The sequence below is a fragment of the Enterococcus sp. AZ126 genome (assembly GCF_051714545.1).
In the GTDB taxonomy this organism is placed as follows: Bacteria; Bacillota; Bacilli; order Lactobacillales; family Enterococcaceae; genus Enterococcus_L.
In genome coordinates, this window is the sequence record NZ_JBIOSB010000001.1 from 1582595 (window position 1) to 1604846 (window position 22252).

Below are 22252 nucleotides of genomic sequence, written 5' to 3' on the forward strand. Positions count from 1 at the left end.
TCCCCCCTTATCTTTCTGGTAGTTCTAACGTTAATATGTCCGCCGTCTGATCTGCCGCATGGATCCTTAAAAGTTGATGGCCAATTCCTGCCAAGCCTGTAAACAAGCCATATTTTGGAATAGTTGGCAAGCCCTCAAACGTATACTGTTCATCAGTGACTTTCTGATTTGCTTTTTGTACTTTCGCTTTGATCTGCTCTTTTTGCTGTTTTGAAGCTAGTGACGTTTTGCTATACTCGATTAAAAACGCCAAATCCCCAAAGTTTCCATGACACAAACAATCATCTCTTTTCTCTTGTATGATCAATCGTTGTGCTGCAATTTGAATTTCTTCAGACAAATGAGCGTCTTCAAAATCACTATTTAACAAATCTAAATAAGCTAAACCGATTCCAGTTGACCCATAACACCATAAATCGTTGACCATTGGTGGTATTGGTCGAAGATCCAACCAGCCTTTTTGAACAGGATCAAACGTTGTTCTTTCTTTGACCAAACACTTTTTGATTAATAACTCGATTTCAGGATTTTCTTCGATTTTTAACAAGCTGTTCGCTGCATGAATCACACCAGAATACCCATGAGCAAAACCGCCCTGAGTAATTTTAGCAAGGTCTAAATCTAAAAGTAATTGTTTTGCAAATATAAAGTAACTCGCTTTATTCGTTATTTGATATAAATGAACAAAGACTTTTATGATCGAAGCTGTACCGCCATTCCAGTCATAACTCTCCACACGTTCCTTTTCATACCTTTCCATGTATTTCAAAGCGATTGATTCAGCTGTTTTTAATAATTTAGGATCGTGATTGTATTTATAGGTATACAACAATGGATATACCGCAGCGAAAGAACCATAAAAGGCCGAAATACTATCCACATAATCAGCTTCAAGTTTGAGCACCAGCGCTTCTGCCAACTTGTACGGTTCTTGGAATTTTCTATCCTTAGTAACATGATACAGTTCGCTAAAATATAGATACATTCCAGTAATTCCGTCATAAAAATTTTCATTCATAACATTGACAATATAATTATCAGGGGATGTTTCTTCAATATCTTTCCAAGCAATTGATTCTTCCCCTAAAAATGCTGCTGTAAGTATAGATTCCCCTACAGCCGCTGCACCATCTAAAAAGTTTGCTTGATGTACTTGTTCTTTCAGTGGAATTATTTTTTCTTGCAGGTCTGTCGAGTGATATAAGCCAAATGATGTTTTTAAGTAATCCAGCTGCTGTTCTTCTTCTGCTTCTGAATAATTTTTCAACCTTAATACTTCAAGATCAATCGCTTTTTCTTGATACATATTCTTGATGATTTCACCTTGGCTAGCCATTAGATTTTTTGTACTCGTTGGATTAAAGAATATCGGTACATCATGTTGCAACATATCCCGTACTTCATACGGTACAGGTTTTGAATTTGAATAACCATGCATCCATAGATTTTCAAATAGTTTCTCCCGCTCGATATAATCGACCATACAAGTAGGATGTGTTGAATAATCCAGCAAATCACCATAACTTTGAGTGGTTTTGATCACATTGCGAACTAAACAACCTGAAAATGTTTTTTCTGCTAAAAAGGCCAAAGTCTCTTTATTTTTCATTGCGAATGCTGAAAATTCTTTAAATCCAGCAATGATTGTTTCAATATACGGAACAAAATCAACCTTTTCGCCATTAAATAAAGGAATATTTTCAGCCGCATCTGTAATATGTTCTTGGTACATAAACTGCATATTGACTGAATCAAAATTAATCAATTTCAACACTTTATACGGTAATTTTTGCTCACCACCACTTAAAGCACTCAGTTGAATTCCTTTGTTAGCACCTTCGACATCTGCTTCAGCTCTTTCTTCGAATAAGTAAATAGGAACGAGACCGCTCATAACTACGGACTCACCATTTTCCTGCATAACTTTAACGATTGCATTTTCGCTATCTGGCATAGGAAAATGATTTTGAATAATTGTCTCAAGATCAATCAAAACAGGATATTTACCAAAAGCCAGCACATTTTCTAAGTGAAAATCATTACCATTGAGTAAATAAACTAAAGCTACAGTCTGTCCAAATTGCCGATAATAATGCGTAACTTCATCTTGAGATAAACATTCAGAATAAATCAAGCGTTCTTCAAACGTATACTTTTCCTTAACTATTTTAGTGGTTAAATAAAAATCAAATTCTGGCTCCATTTTATTGATCTCTTGAACAAAATAATCAAAACATTTACCGATCATCAAATTTTTAGGTTTAAAAACAACCTCGATTTTGTCATTAAAGGTTAGGATTGCCACCGATTTTCCTTGATCATGAGAATCACCTGCACCCATTTTTAAACCTGTTAGACAAATTGGCTTTTCTACTTGAAATACTTTGTTCAATTCTAGTTCACTCTCGGTAACAGCTTCCAACAATTCTCGAAAATTAATAAGTTGAAATTCAATCGTTTCTGCGTAAAGCCTTGTCAACACAGGATACTGGTCAAAAAATTCAAGTAATTTTTCTTGCGTATTAAAACGTGCGATTAAGTATTGTTGGAACCCTGCTTTTTCATCCATTGATTCTGTTATAGACATCTTCTCTTTTTCTACATGTAGATCATATACAAAAGTCCGTAAGCCTATATCCATAAATCGATTGATCACTTCACCTATATAGTCTGTCATTGCAGTTGCTTGAACTTGAATAGTCGGAAAATCTGCTATTATTCTCTGTAATTGCTTTTCAAAATAATCAATGTGCAATCGTAATGAGTAAGTAAAATTTGCTTTATTCTCGTCTAAAACATCTTCAACTAAACGATCCTCTTGAGCAAAAATCAGCTTCGTCGTTTTTACCCATGATTCGTTATAAATAGCCTCTGAAATATATTCTTTTTCTTCCAGTGTCAGCTCTTTTATCGCTAAATCAAATCCTTCTTCTGTCAACTCTAATGAATCTAAAATCTCCTTAAAACGTTCACTTGTCACAGTTGTAGGACGCTTGCGCCACTTTTTATAATTTTTAAGTTTATCCTCAGAATAAGTCATATGATTTTTTAAGTAATATTCTGTTAGAACATCATACCGTTGTCGAATCGATGTTGCTTTTGCCAAATTTTTGAGACTCATGCTAAACTCCTTTATACTTTTATTTATGTAAAATTTCTTTGGTTAAAAACAAGTGCTAGACAAGTCACCCATCAAGATGAACTCGTCTAGCAACTCGCTTATTTTAGATTACCATCCGCAACATCTTGAAGAGCAGCAGCTATAGCTACATCTTGTAGAGTAACAGCTACTTGATGATGATGATGAAGATGATGAAGACCAACTCCAGCCGAAGCTTCCTTGTACTTTATTCATTTCTTCTGGTGTTAATTCTTCAAAAGATTTCCCAACTTTTTTCTCAGCTTGTTTGTTCATAGTGTGTTTTCCTCCTAATTTTGTTTTCGATAATAAAATGTGCACCTTTATTACCATCTATTTAAAATAGATTGTTGTTGAAACAATCTATCTTAAAACACTTTTGCATTCACTGATCCAGCTTAAATTACTAGTCTGATGATAGTGAATTTATTTGCTTCGATTTTGAAGCTTGTTGGTTTAGGGGTGAAAGTATAACTTTTTACAACTGGTTCGATTTCATATTCACCAGGCGGCAAGTAAATACTCATTTGCCCAAATGTATTAGATACAACAGTGGTTTCAAATGTCCCACCTTTAATACACGTGATATTGTATTCCAAGCCTTTTAGTCCTTGTTTTGCATCATTACTTGAAAGATAAACTAAGGCCCGACCTTGTTCTTGTTTCGGTTTATTATAAAAAGTTGCTTCTGTAATTTCTCCTGCAGCAATCGATTTATTTTGAGTCGTTGTATCGATTTCATAGCCGTCTGGCGCCTTTGTTTCAGTGATTGTTACTTCTCCCTCTGGTAAATCCGGGAAGAAAAGCTCACCTTGGGTATCCGTGACGCCTCTATGAATCGTTCCAGTTGAATCCTTTACTTCAAATTCTGCATTTGGTAAGACGGTATCTGTTTCGAAACCATCTTCATCTTTGGCAAATTTTGTGATTTTCAAAGCACCCAAATTTTCTTTTTTGATATTCGCATGTCTCACTTCAGCTATTTTCCCTGATTCAACTGATACTTCATAAAAAGTCGAGTCTTGTTCATAGCCTGGTGGTGCTTCGATTTCAACCACGTAATATTTTCCTGGCTCTAAATCATTTAAAAGAATTTCTCCATTAGCATTTGTCGTGTAAGTGCCTAAGAGTTGTGTATTAGTATCATAGACTTCAAAAACAGCACCTGCTAAATACACAGTGGGGTCTGAGTCTTTCACATATTTAGTGATTTTTAAAGAACCCGTAACCGGTAATTCTATTTTTTTATTGACTATATCAATAGATGCTTTACCACTTGGATCCGTTTTAGATAGTGTGATAAATTTTGGTGTCGTATCTAACTCATAGCCGTCTGGCGCTTTAGTTTCAATCAATTTATACGTGCCATAAGGTAGGTCGTTTAATTGACCGATTCCATTGGCATCTGTTGTGATTTTTCCAACCAACTCATCCGTTGCGCTATAAACATCAAATTCAGCTCCAGCTAAGACAGCTCCGTTTTCATCTTTTTTCACTATTTCAAGATTTCCAGTTATTTTTTCTTTTTTATTCACAATAGTTATACTTATTACACCGTTCGGATCATCTTTAGAGATCGTGATTGTCTTAGGTGTTGCATTTAATTCATAGCCTTCTGGGGCTTTGGTTTCAATTAGTTTGTAGGTGCCATATGGTAAGTCTTTCAATGTTGCTACTCCATTTGCATCTGTTGTGATTTTCCCAACGACCTTGTTGTTTGCATCACGAACATCGAATTCGGCGCCGGCTAATAACTTACCTGTTTCATCTTTTTTGATTACTTTGAGTGCACCTGTTGTGATTTTTTTCTTATTTAAAATGGTGATACTAACCTTACCGTTCGGATCGGTTTTAGAAACTGTGACATATTTTGGTGTTGTATCTAATTCATATCCGTCTGGCGCTTTTATTTCCATAATTTTATAGATGCCATACGGTAAGTCTTTTACTACTGCTACTCCATTGGCATTCGTTGACACTTGTCCAACTAGTGTCATGTTGCTATTTAAAACGATGAACTCTGCTCCAGCCAAAGCTTTGCCAGTTTCATCCTTTTTGATTATTTCAAGTTCTCCTGTCGTGATTTCTTTCTTATTTACTATATTGATGCTAGCAACTCCACTTGGTGAACTTGCAGAAATAGTGACGTATTTCGGCGTTGTATCTAGTTGATAACTATTAGGTGCTTTCACTTCGATCAACTTGTATGTTCCATAAGGAAGATTTCCCAAAGTTGCAGTCCCATTAGCATTGGTCGTGATTCTTCCCATATATTGATTATTTGCGTTATAAACATCAAACACAGCACCGGCTAAAACTTGATTTTTTTCATTGGTTTTAATGATTTTAAGACAACCTTTTTGAACTGGTAACGGCTTGTTACTTTTCGTTATACAAATAAATTGCCCTGACCTAAGAAGGCTAAAACGCATCGCGCTTGTCTCCAATTGATAGCCAGATGGAGCTTTTGTTTCGCGTATAGAATAATTGCCGAGACGCAATGACCGTGTTTCAGCGATACCATTGTTGTTTGTTTGAATGACTTGGACAGGTCGATTCCAGCTGTCATAAATTGTAAATTGTGCACCTGACAATCTCGCATTCGTACGTTCATCATATTTGATTACTTGTATACCACCACATGATACTGGAGCAAAAAATCGAGAAGTTGCATTCGTACTCTCTGAAAGATCATTTTGAGTATTTGATATGTAACCATCTGTATACGTAGTTCCTGTCTGATTGTTTATAGCAGACCCTATTGACCACGATCCATTACTTTGAGTTGCTTCAGCTTGCTTGGCACCTAAGACGCCCAAAGTTAATAAAATTAAAGCGAATGAAAAAAATAAATAGCTGATTTTCTGTTTCATAAAATAAAGTTCCCCCAACAAGTTTGATTTTTGACGTTTTTGAATACTAATTTTAATAAGTGATGAACCAAATAAATAATGTGATCATAATGCTCAACTCCTCTCAATTTTTCAAATTAATTTAATTCGAAAATTTATATTATTATTAGATATTCATTTAATGTTTTTGTTATAATAACATAAGCATTACAAATTTATTCGCAAGGCAAAGTATTTTTTACCACTAGAGAGGAGCATCATTTTTGAACCATTATGGAACATTATTAAAGAAGATCCGGCAAGAAAAAGGACTTAGTCAAAAAGATATTTATGAGGGTATCATGACTAGGCAAACCTATTATTTGATTGAAACAAATGCCAACATGCCATCTTTTGACAAATTTTTAATGATTTTGGAAAAATTGTTTATTTCGGTAGATGAATTTCTATTTTTACTGGATCCTGAATCATTTCCAACCGAGAATCATTTATACCACCAATTAAGTCAAGCAGTTTTTAAAAAAGATAAGGAGAAGCTCATTTCACTTACAGAAAGATCTAAACAGTTGTATAAAACAACAGACAATAAAAAATACGCTCACTTAAATTTGATCACACAAGCAATGCTTTATTTAAACTCCGATAAGACCGAGTCTAATACCATTAGTACTATGAAACAGTTGATGCTTCCAATCAAACAATACTTGATTGGTATCGACAAATGGTATCTCTATGAATTGAAGCTTTTAAATAATTCTTTATACTGTTTTGAGCTCTCAGAGGCCATCGCTTTAGGAACCTTAGTTGGAAAAAAAATCGACGTTCTAGGTACTCTAGAGCAATATCAAGACATCAAACTACGCATCTATCTAAATCTTTCTTGTTTATGTTTAAATAGCCAAGACTATGAAAATACTGTACTTTTTTCAACTTTGGCCAAAGAAACAGCCCAAACTAATTACCGACTATTTGAAACGATCATCGCAAGCTTAAATTATGAAATTGCCCAAGCAGTGATCCACAAACAGCCAGCTAATTCCACTATCAAAAACTACCTTGCTATTTTAGAAACGTTAGAGCAGCAAGTAACTGTAAAAGAATTCAAAAAAATCTTAAAAACGAATGGTATTTATTAAAAATTATTTGTTTTTTTTATAAAAATTATGAACCAAACTGGTTTACTTTGTAATCCCAGCTATATGGTCTAGGTGAAACAACGGGTTCTCCATCACTATCTTCCCCAATATAGGGTGTGATGAACATCGTTACCCAATACTCATTATCCTTTTGATAATCCAAAAGAGCTTCATTGTTCTTGACTAAAGCTGACGTGTTACTAGAAAGGTGCGTTACATTTAAATCTGAATTTGTCGTAGTTGCAATATAGCCAAAAAATGTATAATATTCTGGAATCAGATCTTTGATTTTAAGCTGCTTTTGTTGTTTTGCTAATGTAATTTCATATTTTGTAAAAAGTTCTTGTGATACATCAGTTGCTGAATCTTTGGTTGTACTTTCAGAAATTAGATTTATATTTTGCTGTGTTTCATCTATCACAGATCTATAAAATCCTTTTGAAGGAACGACTAACTCAGAATTTGGTTTAAGAACACTTTGACGGATATTTAAAATAATTTTTTTCGTTTCTGGAATTTTCTTATTTGTAACAATGATTTGCTGGTGTGCATAGGCCGCAGCAGTAGGTGCAAATTTAAAGTTGCTTTTTATCCCGGTAGTCGATAAACCATTGATTTCGATCGTCGTTTCATATTCTTGATTGGCTTTTAGTACTTCTTCTACTGCATAATCCTGATTTGCTTTCCACGGATGCACTATTTTTTTGACCTCATTCGAGTAAAGAGAGAAGTGATCATTTGTTGTATATTGATCTTTACCATAGTTAAAATCAAACAGTTCTGTTCGATCATCTATTTCCTCACCTTTTTCATTGTGTAATTTTTTTTGTAAACTAACGATGATTGGTTTGACTTTAGGTACAATGAATTCTGTTTGTTTTACCTGATCGTTATAGTCCTTATAAACGATCGTTGTTTTTCCATTTGTTGCAGCTAATCCATTGGAATCAATGATATTGGGTTGTAAAATATCATTCACAGCATTAACACGATACTTGATCTCAGCAAACATAACATCTTCATCAGGCTCACTAGAAACAGGCGTCTTGAGCGTTCCTACGTTCCAATTGATCGTGGGTCGACCAAGAACTTCTTTAATCTCAGTAGTACCTTGAGTAGCGTCGACTTCCCCTTCCATTTCAAAACCTAGCCCCATAGGATCGACAACAAATCCTGATTTGATTGCTCCTACGATTTCTCCAGCAATACCGCTAAGAATATCTTCTAAATTATCAGCTGTTGCAGCAAAACTTTTATCCTCAGAAGTAGCAATTTCTTTCATTGTTTGATTCCCTGTGACAACTTCATCATCTTGAGACGTGGAGTCCATATCCACACCAATCGTATAAAAATCCGTCACCACATACTCACCATTCGACATTTTTTCGTTTTTAGCAATCGTTGCCTCAGCAATTGCACTGTGTGCATGATTAGCCATTAATCGATTTTTAGAATTGGCTGGCATTTGTTCATACTCAGGAGCAAATGCACCGATTCGATAGCGTGCACCATTTCCATATGTTTTGTTGTAATTGAATTTTTCTTTTGGAATTGTTTTGACACTTTCATAGTAGGTATAGTCATCTTGTCTGTAATCAAATTTATCCATACCGATCAGCTGATTATATGGCTCCGTAGGTGGATAACTATAGGTTGGAACCCCATCTGATATCAACACAATATTTCTTTTTTTTCCTGTTGCCTTTGCCATAACCTCTGTTGCAGATTTTATGCCGGCTTGGGTAAAGGTCCCGCCGTTCACAATGGGTTCTAGTTCTTTGATTTTATCAGTCAACAACCCTTTGTGCGCAGCATCGACAAATTGTTCACTCCAGCCACTGTCATTAAATGTATAGTTTGTGACTTCCGAACTATACGTAATAAGTGCGATTCTATTATCATACTCTTTACGTAAAACCATATTTACAAACTTTTCAGCCGCAGTTTTTGCTTTGATCATGCGGTCATTGTCTTTCATACTTCCTGATGTATCAATGATCAACACGATATCTGTTGGAGGTGGTGGAAATTGATTACGACCCTCGATACGAAGCGTGATATCCCATTGATTGACCATACCAGCAACTGGTTCGGCCGTTTTGCTTAATTCTATTTGTCCCGGCTGTAATTCTGTTTTTTTAGCCGCTTTGACAGGAGCATTCGTATACGACAATGAGGATTGTGCCGCATAAACAGAACCAATCAAGCAAAAAATCAGCATAAACCATTTAAAAAATATCAATTGCCCTTTTTTCTTTTTTTTCAAAGCGGCGCCCTCTTTCCTGTCTTTATAATTTTGAATCTATTCATTGATGGTTTGATTTTTTAATTGATCATCTATCTCTAAAGCTGGATTATTTATGGGTATTTCTCCATTCCACCAAGCATCTCTATAAGCGAACTTTGTCGTGCTGACTCCTTCTGCTTTGACTTCAAATGATAACCGGGCACCTACATATTCTTCGGTGATATTTGCTTGGTTCATTTTCACTTTGGTAAACAAATTTGGTGTACTTTCACCTTTTGTTAGTTTCTTTTTATAATAAAAATAACCATCTTTACCGTTGATCCAGTCATTTAAATTATAATCAATACTTAGGACAGGAGCTGTTCCATCAACAGTTGCAGGCAATAATGTGAGTGAACCACCTGGCTGCTTTTTTGTAAGTACGGGTAATGCCAAGACGCGAATAAAACTTTCCTGCTCGCCTGTATTTTTTATCGATACTTTTTTTAAATACTCTTTTTCAGGTTCAAATGACATTGGCGGATCAAACTCTTCTTCTATTGAAGTTTGAAAGTCACCAAGCCTAAATTCGTTCTGCATTTGGTCACTATCCGTCAAAGCTGCATATGTTTGGTATAATCCATAGGAAAGACTGACAAGAATCACTAAGAAGCTTGTAAATAAAAAGAGCCGTTTAGCAGTTGGATACTTTTTTGAAGTCTGCGTTTTCTTCACAATCTTTTCACTCCTTTTAGTCACTTAAACGCTCATGATACATGTTGTATATCTCTCCAGAGGTACCAATATTCCACGTACTTAAAAGTCCTTTTGTCCCATCATGTGCATCCATTACTGGGTTCAATTGATAGAGAGAGCCTTTAAATTTGTTGGGAGCATCAGGGCTTAATCGAATATTTTTCATTACTGCTGCACTTATTTCATTGGGCTGAAGCAATTCAGAGTAGTAAAAATACCCATCTTTATATAACCAATACTGTTTCGTTCCGATTGGAGGCGTTGAATCATAAACATTATCAGGAAAGACTAGCTGAAACCAGCGTAATGCTGTTTTATTTCTGGTACTATCTTTGAACTTATACATTTCTGTTCCCGTAAGCTGACTCGGGACAATTGCGTTTTCAGCAATAAGGTTTTTGCCTTCATATAAATAAGTTCCGCCAACTTTAGCCGCTGGTTTCCATGATTCTGTGTTTTTTTGATCAACGGTTGGTGACACCTCGTTTTTAGAAATTGCTAAGTTACCATTGCCCGTTTGATCTGTGGTGTCGATTTTGAATGTTAGTAAGTATTCATATAAACTGATTCGAACAAATGCAGGTATATTTCCAGTATTTTTGACTTGGATGATTTTTTTTGTCGTTAAGCCTGACTGCCACTCAACCTCAGGTTCAAATTCTTCTACGATTTCGGCTGATAATCTGGTTCCCACAAAATGGTTGACCTCGCTATCTTCTGAAACGAACCACGCGTATGTACTTCCTAGAACCATCAAACCAGAAAAGAGAAATGTACAGACTGCAACAATCAGTTTCGTGTTTACTTTTGCTTGTTTCTTTTTTCTTTGTTGGTTTCTTTTGACAGAATTTTGTTTATTCTTTTTCACACTTCACTGCCTCCTATAGCTTGATCGTTCTAAGAAATCCAGTTGCTAATTTTGTATTTATTGATGTTTTATTTTCTTTCTACAAGGTTTTTTTTCCTGTTTTTTATGTTTAACTATCAATAAAGAAATTAATATCAAGAACAAGCCTATACACGAAAAAATCAAAGCATTACGCCATTCTTCTCCTGTATTTGGCAGTCTTAATTTACTTGTTAGGTTTTCTAAAAAAGGTTTTTCTGGTTGATCTGGTTCTGAAGTATCAGGTAAAATCGTTTTTATCGCTTTGAAATACCAAATATTCTCTACAACATTTTTTTCAAAAAAATCTCTATTAGTATATGATTTTCCATCCAACTCAAAATGTGCTTCCAACATTTTGGAATCGCCACCTTTAAACGTGCCCAGATTTAATGGCGTTGATTTATCTTGAAGGTTTAACGTTTTGTTTACACCGGATAAAGGTCCTTTATAGACTTCTTTCCCTTCGTAAATCAATGTCATCTGAATCGCTTTAGACAAGTCTAATGATCCTTTGACCAGTGTCGGTTTACTTATGGTCATTGTTAGGAGATAGGGAATATCTTTTTCAATATTGATGATCGTAATTTTTGTAGACCATTTTTTTCCTGGCGCTACATCTCGGATGTCAACGAGATATTGACCATCATTTTTTATTTTGATGCCTTGATCATCACCGGCCACTATTCCAGGAGGAAGATTGGACTCAGAATTTACTTCAACAGGTTTTAAGGTAAGTGATAGACTAATCAGTAAGATTACGCCTACAAGTATCCACTTTTCTCCCCTGTATTTTTTTTTCATCCTTTTTCCCCCTCAAAATAGATAGCTGTTTTCATTTATTTAGCAGGTACTAACGCTTTTAATGCTGTAGCTAAAGCATCATTGACACCTGCTGGCAACCAATCATCGACAGCGTCCTTATAAGCCGCAATTCCTTGCCCTTTTACCGTTAGGTCATAGCTCAATTTGCTGTATTCATTTCCAGCTGAACCTAGTAATTTCACTGCATCCATCAACTGTGATGTATTCGCACCTGGATCTAGTACACTTGTATAATAGAAATAACCATCAGCAGCATTGAAATACCATTTATCCGCAACTTTTGGATCGGTTGTGATATTGTTGAATGAAATTTGGATATTTCCTGATCCTGTTGCAGCTGGTGCATTCCAAATCAAGGTGCCATCTTGTGTGAATGTTGGCGCATAAACAGGCGCTTGTGTCCATTGTTTTTCTTCAGCAGCTTTGTATTCTAGTGAAACGTAGCTAAGTGCTGGTGTTCCTGATTTTACGCTAATTTGATTTGTTGCATTACGAACAAATCCATCAATTCCACTTGCATAATATAAAGAACCGCCTTTTTCAAAAGCATAACGATACGTATACGTCGTTTTTGTTCCAACTGTTTCAGCTTTTTCTTTGACTTTCAATGTATAAGTTCCAGCGAAATCTCCTGCTGCTATAGTGATTTTTGGTGCACCAGTACTGTCAAAAGTAGAGTCTGTGAAGCCAGCTGGAGCATCTGTACCTGGTAATACATAAACGTCTTTACTTGTCTTCCCTTCAAGTTCAGCACCAGTTGTCGGTTTTGCTTGATAGTCTTTCAAGAGTTTCAGTGATTCCGCTAAAGAGACACGAGTCAATGTTTTGTATTCACCGATATTTTGAATTGCTACATCTTTGTTTACTTCTGAACCTGGATCCCATTCGGTTGGTGGTTCAAATGTTTCCACTACTTCAATGTCTTTTCCTGTTGCAATCTGACCTTCAAAATGGTTAGTTTTTTGGTCTTCACTCGCAAACCAAGCAAATGTTGCCGCAGCTATTGCTGCAAGTGCGAAGGCACTTGCCAACGCAAGGACTTTTTTCTTTCTGTTTTTATTCATTTCTTCTGTTCCTCCTAATTTTTTTTATTATTAACTTTTTAACAAGGGTGATAGATAGCCTCTTTCACTTCTTATTAGAAAGTAAATATCTTTATTTATTTAAAATATAGTATCTGATGATCGTAATAAAACCGAAAACTGAGATTAAAAAGATAATCGAGACCAGCGTATTTTCACGTACAAAACTTAGAAATGCACCGATTTTAGGAATCACTACGATTTTTTTCCCGACCACTTGTTTTTCATTGACCGGAACATCTTCCGCCAAGTTAGCATCACCTTGTGTGATATAATAAGTGCCTTTTGTATCGCCTAAATGATCTAGCTTTTCTTTCACTCTATGGGTCAAAAAGGCCTGGCTTTTGATACTTGGTCGAAATGTGATAATATCACCTACTTCAGCCTTATTCCCCGCAATATTTTTTATGATGATCACGTCTCCAGAATGAAATCCCCCTTTTTGCTTTTCTGGGTCTCTGGGCACCATTGAATCCGTTAGTACACCCAAAAATCGATAACCAAAAATACTTTTATCCGCATTTTTGGTAGTTGCAAAAATGATCGATCCAACAACCATGAACAAAATACAGCAATAAAAAATAATATTAAATAACACTGTATAAATAGGCTTTTTAGGCTTATGATGCGTGACGGTTTTTTTTCTTTTAGAAGCAGAAACCTGCTTTTTTTTCTTTTTTCCAGATTGCGGTTTCCCGCTTTCTGACTTGGCTGTTGGTTTCGAACGATTAGATTTTTTGCTCCCATTTACTGCCTGTTTCGATGATGACTTTGCAGGTCTTTTTCTTTTATTTGGTTGTTTCTTTCGCTCTTCCGCCATTTTTTTAAACCCTCACTTTGCCTTGAACTTCACAAAACAATGATTCCTCAATTTAATAATTAAAAAAATCAACTAATATAAGCTCTATAGAATAAGCTTTTCATTAAGGGTTTCAAGCTATTTGCACAGTCCAAAAAACTAATGATATTGAGAAAATCAACTAAAACGCAAAAAAGAAATACGTTTGAGTGGATAAATCCCTTCATAACGTATTTCCATATTGTTTCCTCTAAAAAAATTACAGGCGTTTAAGCTCTATAAAAATCATTAGTTTATTATAGAGGAAACTGAAAGTCAATAGTATTTGAAATTTTTTTTTTACTCTTTGTATTATTGATCTAAAAGGCGGTGGTCATGATGTTTTAGTAACTTTCATTCAGCTGTTTCAACCGTTGAATGAGTCTACAACTTTATACGTTTCACTAGCAACACAACAATCCAACCATCAATCATTTAGAGGTGTTTATCAATGGCAGTGATCGGCTATATGCGTGTCAGTACGCATCAGCAAAAATTTGATTCTCAACAAAAAGCGCTTGAACGATATGGCGTAGATTTCATTTACAAAGAACGTGAAAGTGGTCGAAAGACATCCAGAAGCGAGCTAAACAAAGTATTGTCTTGCTTAAAATCAGGTGATACACTGGTTATATTCAAGCTTGATCGGTTAGCTAGAGGAACGAAGCAACTCCTGAGTTTATTAGAAGAATTTGATCGGAGAAATATTCACTTTGTCAGTATTCAAAACAATATTGATACAACAACTGCAATGGGACGCTTTTTTTTCACCGTTATGGGTGCCTTTGCCGAAATGGAAGCGGAATTGATTCGCGAAAGGGTTATGGCTGGTCTTGATGCAGCCAGAGAAAACGGTAAGCAGCTGGGACGTCCACCACGAACAAAAGAGGTAAACGAAGCCTTAAACCTGTATACTAATTCAGATTTATCTGTTCCTGAAATTGCGAAGAAATGTAATGTCTCAGTCCCCACAGTGTATAACCATATCAAAAAGCAAAATAAAATCAGAAAAGTAAACTAACACACAGGATCTGCACATAAAAATGCAAGGAAAAACTAAGAACAATCAATTAATCTTATGAATGTACAGCATCTATCTAACTTATTTAATATAGGTCATACATACTACAAAAGGAAAAAAACTTGGAGTTTAAGTCTCCAAAACCATAAAATAGAAGACCGAAAATTATAAAAAAAGATTTTCAGTCTTCTATTTTTTAGATAAGTAGGAGAATCATGTTTATTATTTAGCCGGGTTTGTCAACTAAAGTGTGTAACTGACAAATTTAAGAACGAAAAAGAACATTAAACCATTCCTAAATAACCTTCGGTTAAAAGGGTATAAGAAAGAAACCTTACCAAAAAAGGAAAATTTGATGTTCTTTTTTGATGCAACAGTGACTAGGAAATATATAAGCTATAAGTGTTGATGCGCTCAGAAAACTGTTCATTCGCCATTAATTGATTTAAGACCATTGGCCAATTGGGAATAAAACCAGCTTTCCATTTCTTTTCTAATTCTTTTACTCGTAGATAAAGAAGCTTTAAAAGGGCGGTTTCATTTGGAAATGCGCCTTTTTTAGTTACTTTTCTAAAGCTAGAATGAATACTTTCAATGGCATTTGTTGTATACATAATTTTACGCACTGCGCTACCATAATCATAAAGTTGTTCCACATGAGAAAAATTACGTTTCCAAACCTCTACAGCACCTGAGTAGTGTGACCACCGTTTTTGAAAGGCATCAAAAGCACTCTGACAAGCTTTTAACGAAGGAGCACCATAAAACTTTTTCATTTCCCGAGAAAATTCCTTGTAGTCTTTATAAGGAACATACCGAAGCGCATTACGCACTAAATGGACGATACAGCGTTGAACGATCACCTTTGGAAAAATAGATTTTGCTCCATCTTCAAGACCAGAAACACCATCCATAGACATAAAGAAAATGTCCTGTACACCGCGAGATTTCAATTCATCAAAAATCTGCATCCAGCGGTTTTTACTCTCGGTTTCATTCAACCACAACCCTAAAATATCTTTTTTTCCTTTTAAATCATAGCCAAGAATTGTATAAACAGCGTATTCTTTGACTTCATAATTTTCTCTTAACGTCACATACATACAATCCACAAAAACAAAGGCATAACACTTCGCCAAAGGGCGATTTTGCCATTCCTCCAGTTCTGGAAGAACAGAATCGGTGATTGTAGAAATCATTTCGTGAGAAATGGAGAACCCATAAATATCATCAATGGTATGAGCGATGTCTCTTTGAGACATGCCTCTGGCATACATGGACAAAACCTTTGATTCGATAGCTGAAACATCCCGTTCACGTTTCTTAATAAGTTCTGGTTCAAACGTGGCTTCTCTGTCTCTAGGTACATCAATAGGGACTTCTCCAAAGCTTGTTTTTACTTTCTTAGAGCCGAATCCATTTCTTCGATTGTTCGTTTCTTTCTCCTGTTTTGAGTGAATATCGTAGCCTAAATGATGGGTCATTTCGCCTTGAAGCATTTGTTCAAATAAGGGACCAAAAATATCTTTTAGCGCTTCTTGCATGTCATCGACATTTTCAGGGTTGTAGTTTTCTAGAATAGTTTTCGCTAGTTCGACGGTTTTAGAATCTCTTTTCTGTCTTGCCATATTCTCGCATCCTTTCATTTTTATTTTATCTGAATTTTCTTTACACGAAAAGAAAAACTGTATAAGTAACTTATCTAGAATTAGCTACTTACACAGTTTATTTTACACTCTCATTTAGCCTATTCAATCAAGACAAAGAAACAGATCGTTCAATTCCTAATACAAGCAGTTTGCGGGAATTGATAGATTTTTGTTTAAATTTTTTCTTTTGTTCTTTATGATACCTGTGCCTCGAGATCTCCAATTTACCTAAATCATTCAATCAATTTTAACCCCATAACGGATACTAAAATGATCCCGATAAACACAATTCTACGCCAATCCTTGGACTCACCATAAAAAACCATCCCTAAAATAGCTCCTCCTGCTGCGCCAATTCCTGTCCAAATCGCATAAGAAATGCCCATCGGCAACTCCCTCATTGCCAAATAAAGAAAAAGGAAACTACTGCCAAAAGTCAGAAACAATAAAAGTAATGCATTTTTATCTTTGTTTTGGTTAAAGCGATTGATAGTTCCAACACCTAGCATTTCAAACATTCCAGCAACAATTAAAAGGACCCAACTCATTTTTGACCCGCTCCTTTCTCACCTGTTACAAATTTCAATCCCATAACGCCAGTTAGTAACACTCCGATCAGTAGAATTTTAGCTAGCTTAAATTCTTCACCAAAAAATAATATACCTGTAATCACTGTACCTGCTGTTCCTAGCCCAACAAATACCGCATAAGCTGTTCCAACTGGTAAAGTTTCTCCTGCTTTTATCAATGCGTAAAAACTAATGCAAATAAAAATAAAAGTCAATAACATTTCCCACCATGTATTACTATGCTTCAACCCAATCACCCATAATACTTCAAAAAATGCTCCAATCATTAATTTAAACCAATCCTTGTTCATAAAAAACCTCCTAATTTTATCTTTTTTTACTCTCGCCCATGAAGCTAGGTAGCATTATTTCACCTTGTACTTTTCAACAAGTTTCAAAACAACAAATAAAAAAGCGTCAATCAACAATTCTATCTATGGCCTAAGAATTGTCGATTCACACTTTTACTGATAAACAGCCGGCGCTATTTATCAAAAGTTATTTTGATTTAATTAATTATTTCAATCTTTTGAAACTATTTATCATTCTACTCTATAAAAACAGAATTGGCAATAGCTATTTTTTATGGTATTTATTGAATAAAAATTTAATAAATTCAAAAAATTATCAAAAGTACTTTTTATGCTACAATAGCAAATATAATGTCTATCAATCCAATCATTTTTATTGCTATTTATTCTGGTTCTTCTTTAATAATCATGTTATTTTAAAAGAAGAGCGCAATTTATTTAAATAATTCTGAAATTTTTACTCCATGATTTTGTAAATACATTCAACATATGATACACTGATATTATCAAAAAAAGATTCCTAGTGAATCGGTCAACGTTGATATTACTTACTTTAGGCGGTAGTAATATCAACGTCTTTCTTTTGTCCACACAAATTATAACACACTAAAATCTTTTTGAAAATCTTCACATACTTGGCGTAATAAAAAAGCTCGTCTCATTGTTAAAAGAGATTATTTATCAACTAACGGTGGTGAAGAAATCCAAATGAATTAAATTGAATAATCCTAAAAAGAGCGCAGAAAAAAAATTTCTATGCTCTTTTTTATTTTTCTGAAAAAATGAGTAAGTATAAAGAAATTTTACATTTAAAATTATAGACATTACGAAGCTTTCAAAGTGATAATTAAGTTTATAAGTCTAAAATTCAATTGATTATATTTTTTATAAAGCATCTTACTTTCTTCTTTTATTAGGTTTTAGTCGATTTAATTCTAAGAAAAACAGAATGTCTTTTAGTAATTTTTTACAAAAAAGATGCCGGTGATTTCTCACCAACATCAAAAAATACAGAACTGAAAAAATAGGATTTTTTTGCACTTATGAATAGTCGTGGTTCATGACTACGCCAAAGCGCCCATTGGATCCCAAGGTGCTAAAACAGTGGGTTCTTGTTTCCATACTTCTTGTAATTCTTTCGACAAAAGATCTTTACGGACAACGATTTGATACGTATATTCATCCATCCAAGCATCACTCATCACAAAGAATCCTTTATCGCCGACTTTTTCACCCCAGCTATTTTCTACTTTCCATTTAGTAGAAGCACCATCGATCATATCCACTCCAGTTAAGACCATCGCATGCGTCATTAGGCTTTCACCGAAATCTAATCGTTGGGCTTTGGTCATTGTAAAATCAATATCGAATAAATCATTCATATCATAAGCATCTAACGACATGATCCCACTATCTCTTGTAGAAGATTGCCCCACATCACAACCAAACCAAACAGATTCTCCTTGTTCTAATTGAGCTATAGCTAATTTTTTGAATGTCGTCATATCCAAATTGATATATTTTACTTCTTTGCCGCCTACAACATTTCCTAGCATTTCTACAGTATAGGTTTGATTGTAAGGTTTATCCGCCGTTGGTGCATTGATCACACTTACATACTCATCTAGATTCACGCCAACATATTTTTCATAAAATGATTGTGGTGTTAAGCCTCGATCCAAGTGATAGTTTTTTTCTTCGTCACGGTATTCAAAATCAATTTTTTCCGGCGGTGTTCCTAATGAAATCGCTAAAAAATTATAGACTTCTCCGAGCATCGTTTCTTTGGCTGATTGGATATCATTCGCTGTTTTACCACTAGCAATCAATTCACGTAAAATCGTTGCATCTTTTCTTAGTTTTTTATTTAAATAAGTATTTAAGTCTCGCGAATTTGAGCTATTACTACTTTCAGGCATAGCCGTTTTAGGCACGACCCCATATTTTTGGAACAGGGAAACGATCATATCCCATTGTCCACCATCTTGTTGTGGTGTTGCCAATAAAAAAGCAACTTTTCGGCTGTCTAATTCTTGATCAGCAGTCGCAATGATATTTTCATAGAAATAATTCGATTTTTCAAATTTATCCCAGAAAAATGTATAGTTTTGAGAAAGTTCAAAATCTTTTAAATTAAAGCTATTGATCATTTTGTGTCTAAATGTATTCAATGCTGCAAACATCCAGCAACGTCCACTTTGTTTTTGATTAGCTACTTTTCCAGTTGCAATATCCACTGAAAATACTGGAACATTATTTACTTCAGCACTTTGATTTTGGGCCGAAGCTGTAATCCCATTTTTGACAACTCCACGCTGTAAAGCATTTTGTTTGTTATTTTCCACAAATGTGTTGTGAAATTTTTGTGTTACTGCAGGTTCGATTACTGACATATTGATTCATCCTTTCACTGATAGTTTTCTCTTCCCATTATATGCCTGAATTTTCAATCTCTCAAGTTTTTATTAAAATAAAATTGCTTTTTTGCATCACCTGTATTATTATATGTAATACAAAGAACAAAAAGAGGTGAACACATGTTATTGGAAATAAATACTCAAAGTCAAATGCCAATTTATCAACAGATTTGTAATCAACTTATTTTAGGAATCGCTACAAAGAAACTGAAACCTGGTGAGAGTCTTCCTTCCGTTCGACAAATGGCAGATGAAATTGGCGTAAATATGATGACCGTTTCAAAGGCTTACACATTATTGAAAAATGATGGTTACATTCTAACCGATCGCCGAAATGGAACAAAGGTTGCTGAGAAACAAGCGCTGAGTCTTTCTTTTCAGGAACGTTTTTTAAAGGAGTTAGAACTGTTATTAGCCGAGGCTTCTATCCATCAACTTTCAGAAAATATGATTCAAAAAGAAGTTAAACTGATCTACCAAAAATTTGAACAGTAAAAGGTGTGTTGAAAATGAATTTTTTTCTTTATTTATTACTTGTTGGTGTCAACTTTATAATGGCTTTTGCCGGAAGAATTCCTGCAAATCCGCATAAAAATATTATTTTAGAAACGACTTTGCCAAAAAATAAACTTAAAGACGAACAAGTTTTATTCGTTACTAAGACGTACAAAAAAAGATTAGTACAGTGGGCATTTCTATTCTCTATTTTAGCCCTTCCTATCATAATCATTCCTTATGATTCTTTGACTTTACTCTATTTTCTAGTCATGACGATCGGCTTTATTGGGACTTCTTTTTACTTACAGGTTGTCTATATTCGGAAAATGACAACTGTTAAAGTCCAAAATAATTGGATTTTATCTACTAGCCCAATTTTAGTTGATACAAAATTAGTGGCAAATAAAAATCGTAAATTAATTTCCGTTTGGTGGTTTTTACCAAGTATATTGATCACACTTTCAGGTTGTGTGTATACGTTTAAAACAATTGGTTTATCTAATGGAAACTGGATTATTTGTCTTATTTCTCTTCTTGTGGCAAGTATGTTTTTACTTTTCTATTATTTTATTGCACGTTTCCCAGTAAAACCGTTGACAAGCGACGAAAAGATCAATCAGCAAGTCAATGACCAAATGCGTCATCATTGGTCTGTTTTAATGGCTGTTTCAGCATTAGTATTGAGTCCTTTAGCCTTTATGTCCGCTTGTTCGGTTATGGTGCCTTTTGAACAAATGATGCTCTTTTTAATCGGTTATGCGTTTTTGATTCTCGTCTTTGTAGTATTCACTTTTTACTATTTATTTTCAGCCAGAACGAAACAAGATCAATTGATTGCTCAGGCCAAAGAATATCGCTATAGTGACGAAGATCAATATTGGAAGTACGGCATCTATATCAATCCAAATGATAAGAGAGTCATCGTGCCTGATCGTGTGGGAATGAATATCTCAATGAACTTAGGTACACTTGGTGGAAAACTAGTTATGAGCGTGACTGGTATCTTTGTTTTGCTTGCTTTAATTGCAGCAAGTATTCCGATGTTGCTCAGTGATTTCTCTGCTAATCCGTTCGAATTAACGACTACGCATAATGGCATTTCTTTATCCGCGCCATTAAGTCAATCAAGAAAAATCGATTGGAAAGATATTGAATCTGTCGAACTGATCGATCGTCTCCCTAAAGATAGAATCCGTATTTATGGTACTGCTACTGAAAATTATTTAACTGGCGAATTTCAGGTTGATAATAAACCTGCTTATTTACTTGTTTTAACCGATAAAAAACCAATTTTAGAAATAAAAACAAAAGATAAAGTTTACTATTATACAAATAAAGACAGTAAATTGACGAAAAAAGACTATCAGAATATCCAAACAATTAGAGAGCAATAAAAAACAATGACCTCTCCTTTCATTACTTGCTTATTAAGAATTGTTATACTTCCATGTCTGATAAAGTAATTATTTTGCTAAAAAATGCATGATCTTGTAAATTATGCTTTGACATATTTCTATTATGTGATTAAACTAAACATAGTGAATAGGAGTGAACAACAAATGAATGGATTCAGTTTGAGAGATTATCAACAATCTGATTTAGAAAACATACTTACCATATTTAATGGTACGGTTCAAGCAATCAATAAAAAAGATTATACGCAACAACAAATTGAACAATGGATTCAGCCTGAACCTGATTATGTCAAATGGCATAGAAACCTTTCTTCTAGTTACGCAAGAGTTGCTTTAAATAGAATGGAAGTCATTGGCTTTGGTAATATTACAGATACGGGTGAGCTTGATTACCTGTATGTAGATAAAAAATGGATCGGCTATGGTATCGGAAAAATGATTGCCACAGATTTAATGGACCATGCCTTTAAAGCTGGTGTAAAAGAAATTACTGTATATTCATCGATTACAGCTAAACCATTTTTTGAATCCCTTGGATTTGAGTTAGTACAACAAAAAGTCCGTTATCGTAATGGTGTCATGCTGATGAATTATTTGATGGTTTGTCGAAAAGATAACAAATAAATCATTT

At 34.7% G+C, this 22252-nt stretch carries 18 protein-coding genes; 5 read left to right on the top strand and 13 right to left on the bottom strand.

The window, feature by feature from the left end; all coding sequences use genetic code 11:
• Nucleotides 1-7: 7 nt before the first annotated feature.
• The 3 genes from lanM to IGI43_RS07665 all read right to left on the bottom strand — a co-directional run bounded on the left by lanM (nucleotide 8) and on the right by IGI43_RS07665 (nucleotide 6012).
• Nucleotides 8-3121 carry a type 2 lanthipeptide synthetase LanM gene (lanM, locus tag IGI43_RS07655; RefSeq protein ID WP_438757218.1) on the bottom strand — a complete coding sequence of 1038 codons (3114 nt, stop codon included), beginning with the start codon at nucleotides 3119-3121 and terminating at the stop codon, nucleotides 8-10.
• Nucleotides 3122-3229: 108 nt separating this feature from the next.
• Complete coding sequence (locus IGI43_RS07660; protein WP_208929036.1) at nucleotides 3230-3415, bottom strand: mersacidin family lantibiotic; 186 nt, start codon at nucleotides 3413-3415, stop codon at nucleotides 3230-3232.
• 122 nt (nucleotides 3416-3537) lie between these two features.
• Nucleotides 3538-6012: a SpaA isopeptide-forming pilin-related protein gene (locus IGI43_RS07665; protein WP_438757219.1), complete on the bottom strand. Its 2475-nt coding sequence runs from the start codon at nucleotides 6010-6012 to the stop codon at nucleotides 3538-3540.
• 242 nt (nucleotides 6013-6254) lie between these two features.
• Here IGI43_RS07665 and IGI43_RS07670 point away from each other — a divergent pair, with 242 nt between their 5' ends.
• A complete protein-coding gene (locus IGI43_RS07670; RefSeq protein ID WP_438757220.1) occupies nucleotides 6255-7127 on the top strand; it encodes a helix-turn-helix domain-containing protein in 873 nt (290 codons plus the stop codon).
• A 25-nt stretch (nucleotides 7128-7152) separates the two neighbouring features.
• Here IGI43_RS07670 and IGI43_RS07675 read toward each other — a convergent pair whose 3' ends face one another.
• From IGI43_RS07675 to IGI43_RS07700, 6 genes are all read right to left on the bottom strand, one after another.
• Entirely contained in the window at nucleotides 7153-9393 is a 2241-nt protein-coding gene (locus IGI43_RS07675; RefSeq protein ID WP_438757221.1) for a vWA domain-containing protein, read from the bottom strand.
• Between the two features lie 36 nt (nucleotides 9394-9429).
• On the bottom strand, nucleotides 9430-10089 hold the full coding sequence (locus IGI43_RS07680) for a hypothetical protein (protein ID WP_438757222.1): 660 nt from the start codon (nucleotides 10087-10089) through the stop codon (nucleotides 9430-9432).
• Between the two features lie 16 nt (nucleotides 10090-10105).
• Nucleotides 10106-10978, bottom strand: coding sequence for a BsaA family SipW-dependent biofilm matrix protein (locus IGI43_RS07685; RefSeq protein WP_438757223.1), 873 nt, complete (start codon nucleotides 10976-10978; stop codon nucleotides 10106-10108).
• 57 nt (nucleotides 10979-11035) lie between these two features.
• Complete coding sequence (locus tag IGI43_RS07690; RefSeq protein WP_438757224.1) at nucleotides 11036-11800, bottom strand: hypothetical protein; 765 nt, start codon at nucleotides 11798-11800, stop codon at nucleotides 11036-11038.
• Between the two features lie 35 nt (nucleotides 11801-11835).
• Nucleotides 11836-12885, bottom strand: coding sequence for a BsaA family SipW-dependent biofilm matrix protein (locus tag IGI43_RS07695; protein ID WP_438757225.1), 1050 nt, complete (start codon nucleotides 12883-12885; stop codon nucleotides 11836-11838).
• Between the two features lie 91 nt (nucleotides 12886-12976).
• Entirely contained in the window at nucleotides 12977-13723 is a 747-nt protein-coding gene (locus IGI43_RS07700; RefSeq protein ID WP_438757226.1) for a signal peptidase I, read from the bottom strand.
• A gap of 469 nt (nucleotides 13724-14192) precedes the next feature.
• On the opposite strand from IGI43_RS07700, the gene IGI43_RS07705 reads away from it, so the two are divergent.
• A complete protein-coding gene (locus IGI43_RS07705; protein ID WP_438757227.1) occupies nucleotides 14193-14762 on the top strand; it encodes a recombinase family protein in 570 nt (189 codons plus the stop codon).
• 380 nt (nucleotides 14763-15142) lie between these two features.
• Here IGI43_RS07705 and IGI43_RS07710 read toward each other — a convergent pair whose 3' ends face one another.
• From IGI43_RS07710 to IGI43_RS07725, 4 genes are all read right to left on the bottom strand, one after another.
• Nucleotides 15143-16390: an IS256 family transposase gene (locus IGI43_RS07710; RefSeq protein WP_438755885.1), complete on the bottom strand. Its 1248-nt coding sequence runs from the start codon at nucleotides 16388-16390 to the stop codon at nucleotides 15143-15145.
• A 254-nt stretch (nucleotides 16391-16644) separates the two neighbouring features.
• Nucleotides 16645-16959 carry a DMT family transporter gene (locus tag IGI43_RS07715; protein WP_438757228.1) on the bottom strand — a complete coding sequence of 105 codons (315 nt, stop codon included), beginning with the start codon at nucleotides 16957-16959 and terminating at the stop codon, nucleotides 16645-16647.
• Nucleotides 16956-17291 carry a DMT family transporter gene (locus IGI43_RS07720; RefSeq protein WP_438757229.1) on the bottom strand — a complete coding sequence of 112 codons (336 nt, stop codon included), beginning with the start codon at nucleotides 17289-17291 and terminating at the stop codon, nucleotides 16956-16958. Before IGI43_RS07720 ends, IGI43_RS07715 begins: the two co-directional genes overlap by 4 nt.
• Nucleotides 17292-18355: 1064 nt before the next feature.
• Nucleotides 18356-19684, bottom strand: coding sequence for an aminopeptidase C (locus IGI43_RS07725; protein WP_438757230.1), 1329 nt, complete (start codon nucleotides 19682-19684; stop codon nucleotides 18356-18358).
• A gap of 144 nt (nucleotides 19685-19828) precedes the next feature.
• Between IGI43_RS07725 and IGI43_RS07730 the strand changes: the two genes are divergently transcribed.
• From IGI43_RS07730 to IGI43_RS07740, 3 genes are all read left to right on the top strand, one after another.
• A complete protein-coding gene (locus tag IGI43_RS07730) occupies nucleotides 19829-20203 on the top strand; it encodes a GntR family transcriptional regulator (RefSeq protein WP_438757231.1) in 375 nt (124 codons plus the stop codon).
• 14 nt (nucleotides 20204-20217) lie between these two features.
• Complete coding sequence (locus tag IGI43_RS07735; protein ID WP_438757232.1) at nucleotides 20218-21600, top strand: PH domain-containing protein; 1383 nt, start codon at nucleotides 20218-20220, stop codon at nucleotides 21598-21600.
• A 165-nt stretch (nucleotides 21601-21765) separates the two neighbouring features.
• Nucleotides 21766-22245 (top strand): GNAT family N-acetyltransferase, encoded by a 480-nt coding sequence (locus IGI43_RS07740; protein WP_438757233.1) that lies wholly within the window; start codon nucleotides 21766-21768, stop codon nucleotides 22243-22245.
• Nucleotides 22246-22252: the final 7 nt, after the last annotated feature.

Bases quoted from the DNA above. Each gene is read 5' to 3' on its own strand.
- IGI43_RS07725 (WP_438757230.1), bottom strand. From the start codon at position 19,684: ATGTCAGTAATCGAACCTGCAGTAACACAAAAATTTCACAACACATTT.
- IGI43_RS07720 (WP_438757229.1), bottom strand. From the start codon at position 17,291: ATGAACAAGGATTGGTTTAAATTAATGATTGGAGCATTTTTTGAAGTA.
- IGI43_RS07660 (WP_208929036.1), bottom strand. From the start codon at position 3,415: ATGAACAAACAAGCTGAGAAAAAAGTTGGGAAATCTTTTGAAGAATTA.
- IGI43_RS07700 (WP_438757226.1), bottom strand. From the start codon at position 13,723: ATGGCGGAAGAGCGAAAGAAACAACCAAATAAAAGAAAAAGACCTGCA.
- IGI43_RS07730 (WP_438757231.1), top strand. From the start codon at position 19,829: ATGTTATTGGAAATAAATACTCAAAGTCAAATGCCAATTTATCAACAG.
- IGI43_RS07705 (WP_438757227.1), top strand. From the start codon at position 14,193: ATGGCAGTGATCGGCTATATGCGTGTCAGTACGCATCAGCAAAAATTT.
- IGI43_RS07735 (WP_438757232.1), top strand. From the start codon at position 20,218: ATGAATTTTTTTCTTTATTTATTACTTGTTGGTGTCAACTTTATAATG.
- IGI43_RS07690 (WP_438757224.1), bottom strand. From the start codon at position 11,800: ATGAAAAAAAAATACAGGGGAGAAAAGTGGATACTTGTAGGCGTAATC.
- IGI43_RS07710 (WP_438755885.1), bottom strand. From the start codon at position 16,390: ATGGCAAGACAGAAAAGAGATTCTAAAACCGTCGAACTAGCGAAAACT.
- IGI43_RS07695 (WP_438757225.1), bottom strand. From the start codon at position 12,885: ATGAATAAAAACAGAAAGAAAAAAGTCCTTGCGTTGGCAAGTGCCTTC.
- IGI43_RS07715 (WP_438757228.1), bottom strand. From the start codon at position 16,959: ATGAGTTGGGTCCTTTTAATTGTTGCTGGAATGTTTGAAATGCTAGGT.
- lanM (WP_438757218.1), bottom strand. From the start codon at position 3,121: ATGAGTCTCAAAAATTTGGCAAAAGCAACATCGATTCGACAACGGTAT.
- IGI43_RS07665 (WP_438757219.1), bottom strand. From the start codon at position 6,012: ATGAAACAGAAAATCAGCTATTTATTTTTTTCATTCGCTTTAATTTTA.
- IGI43_RS07740 (WP_438757233.1), top strand. From the start codon at position 21,766: ATGAATGGATTCAGTTTGAGAGATTATCAACAATCTGATTTAGAAAAC.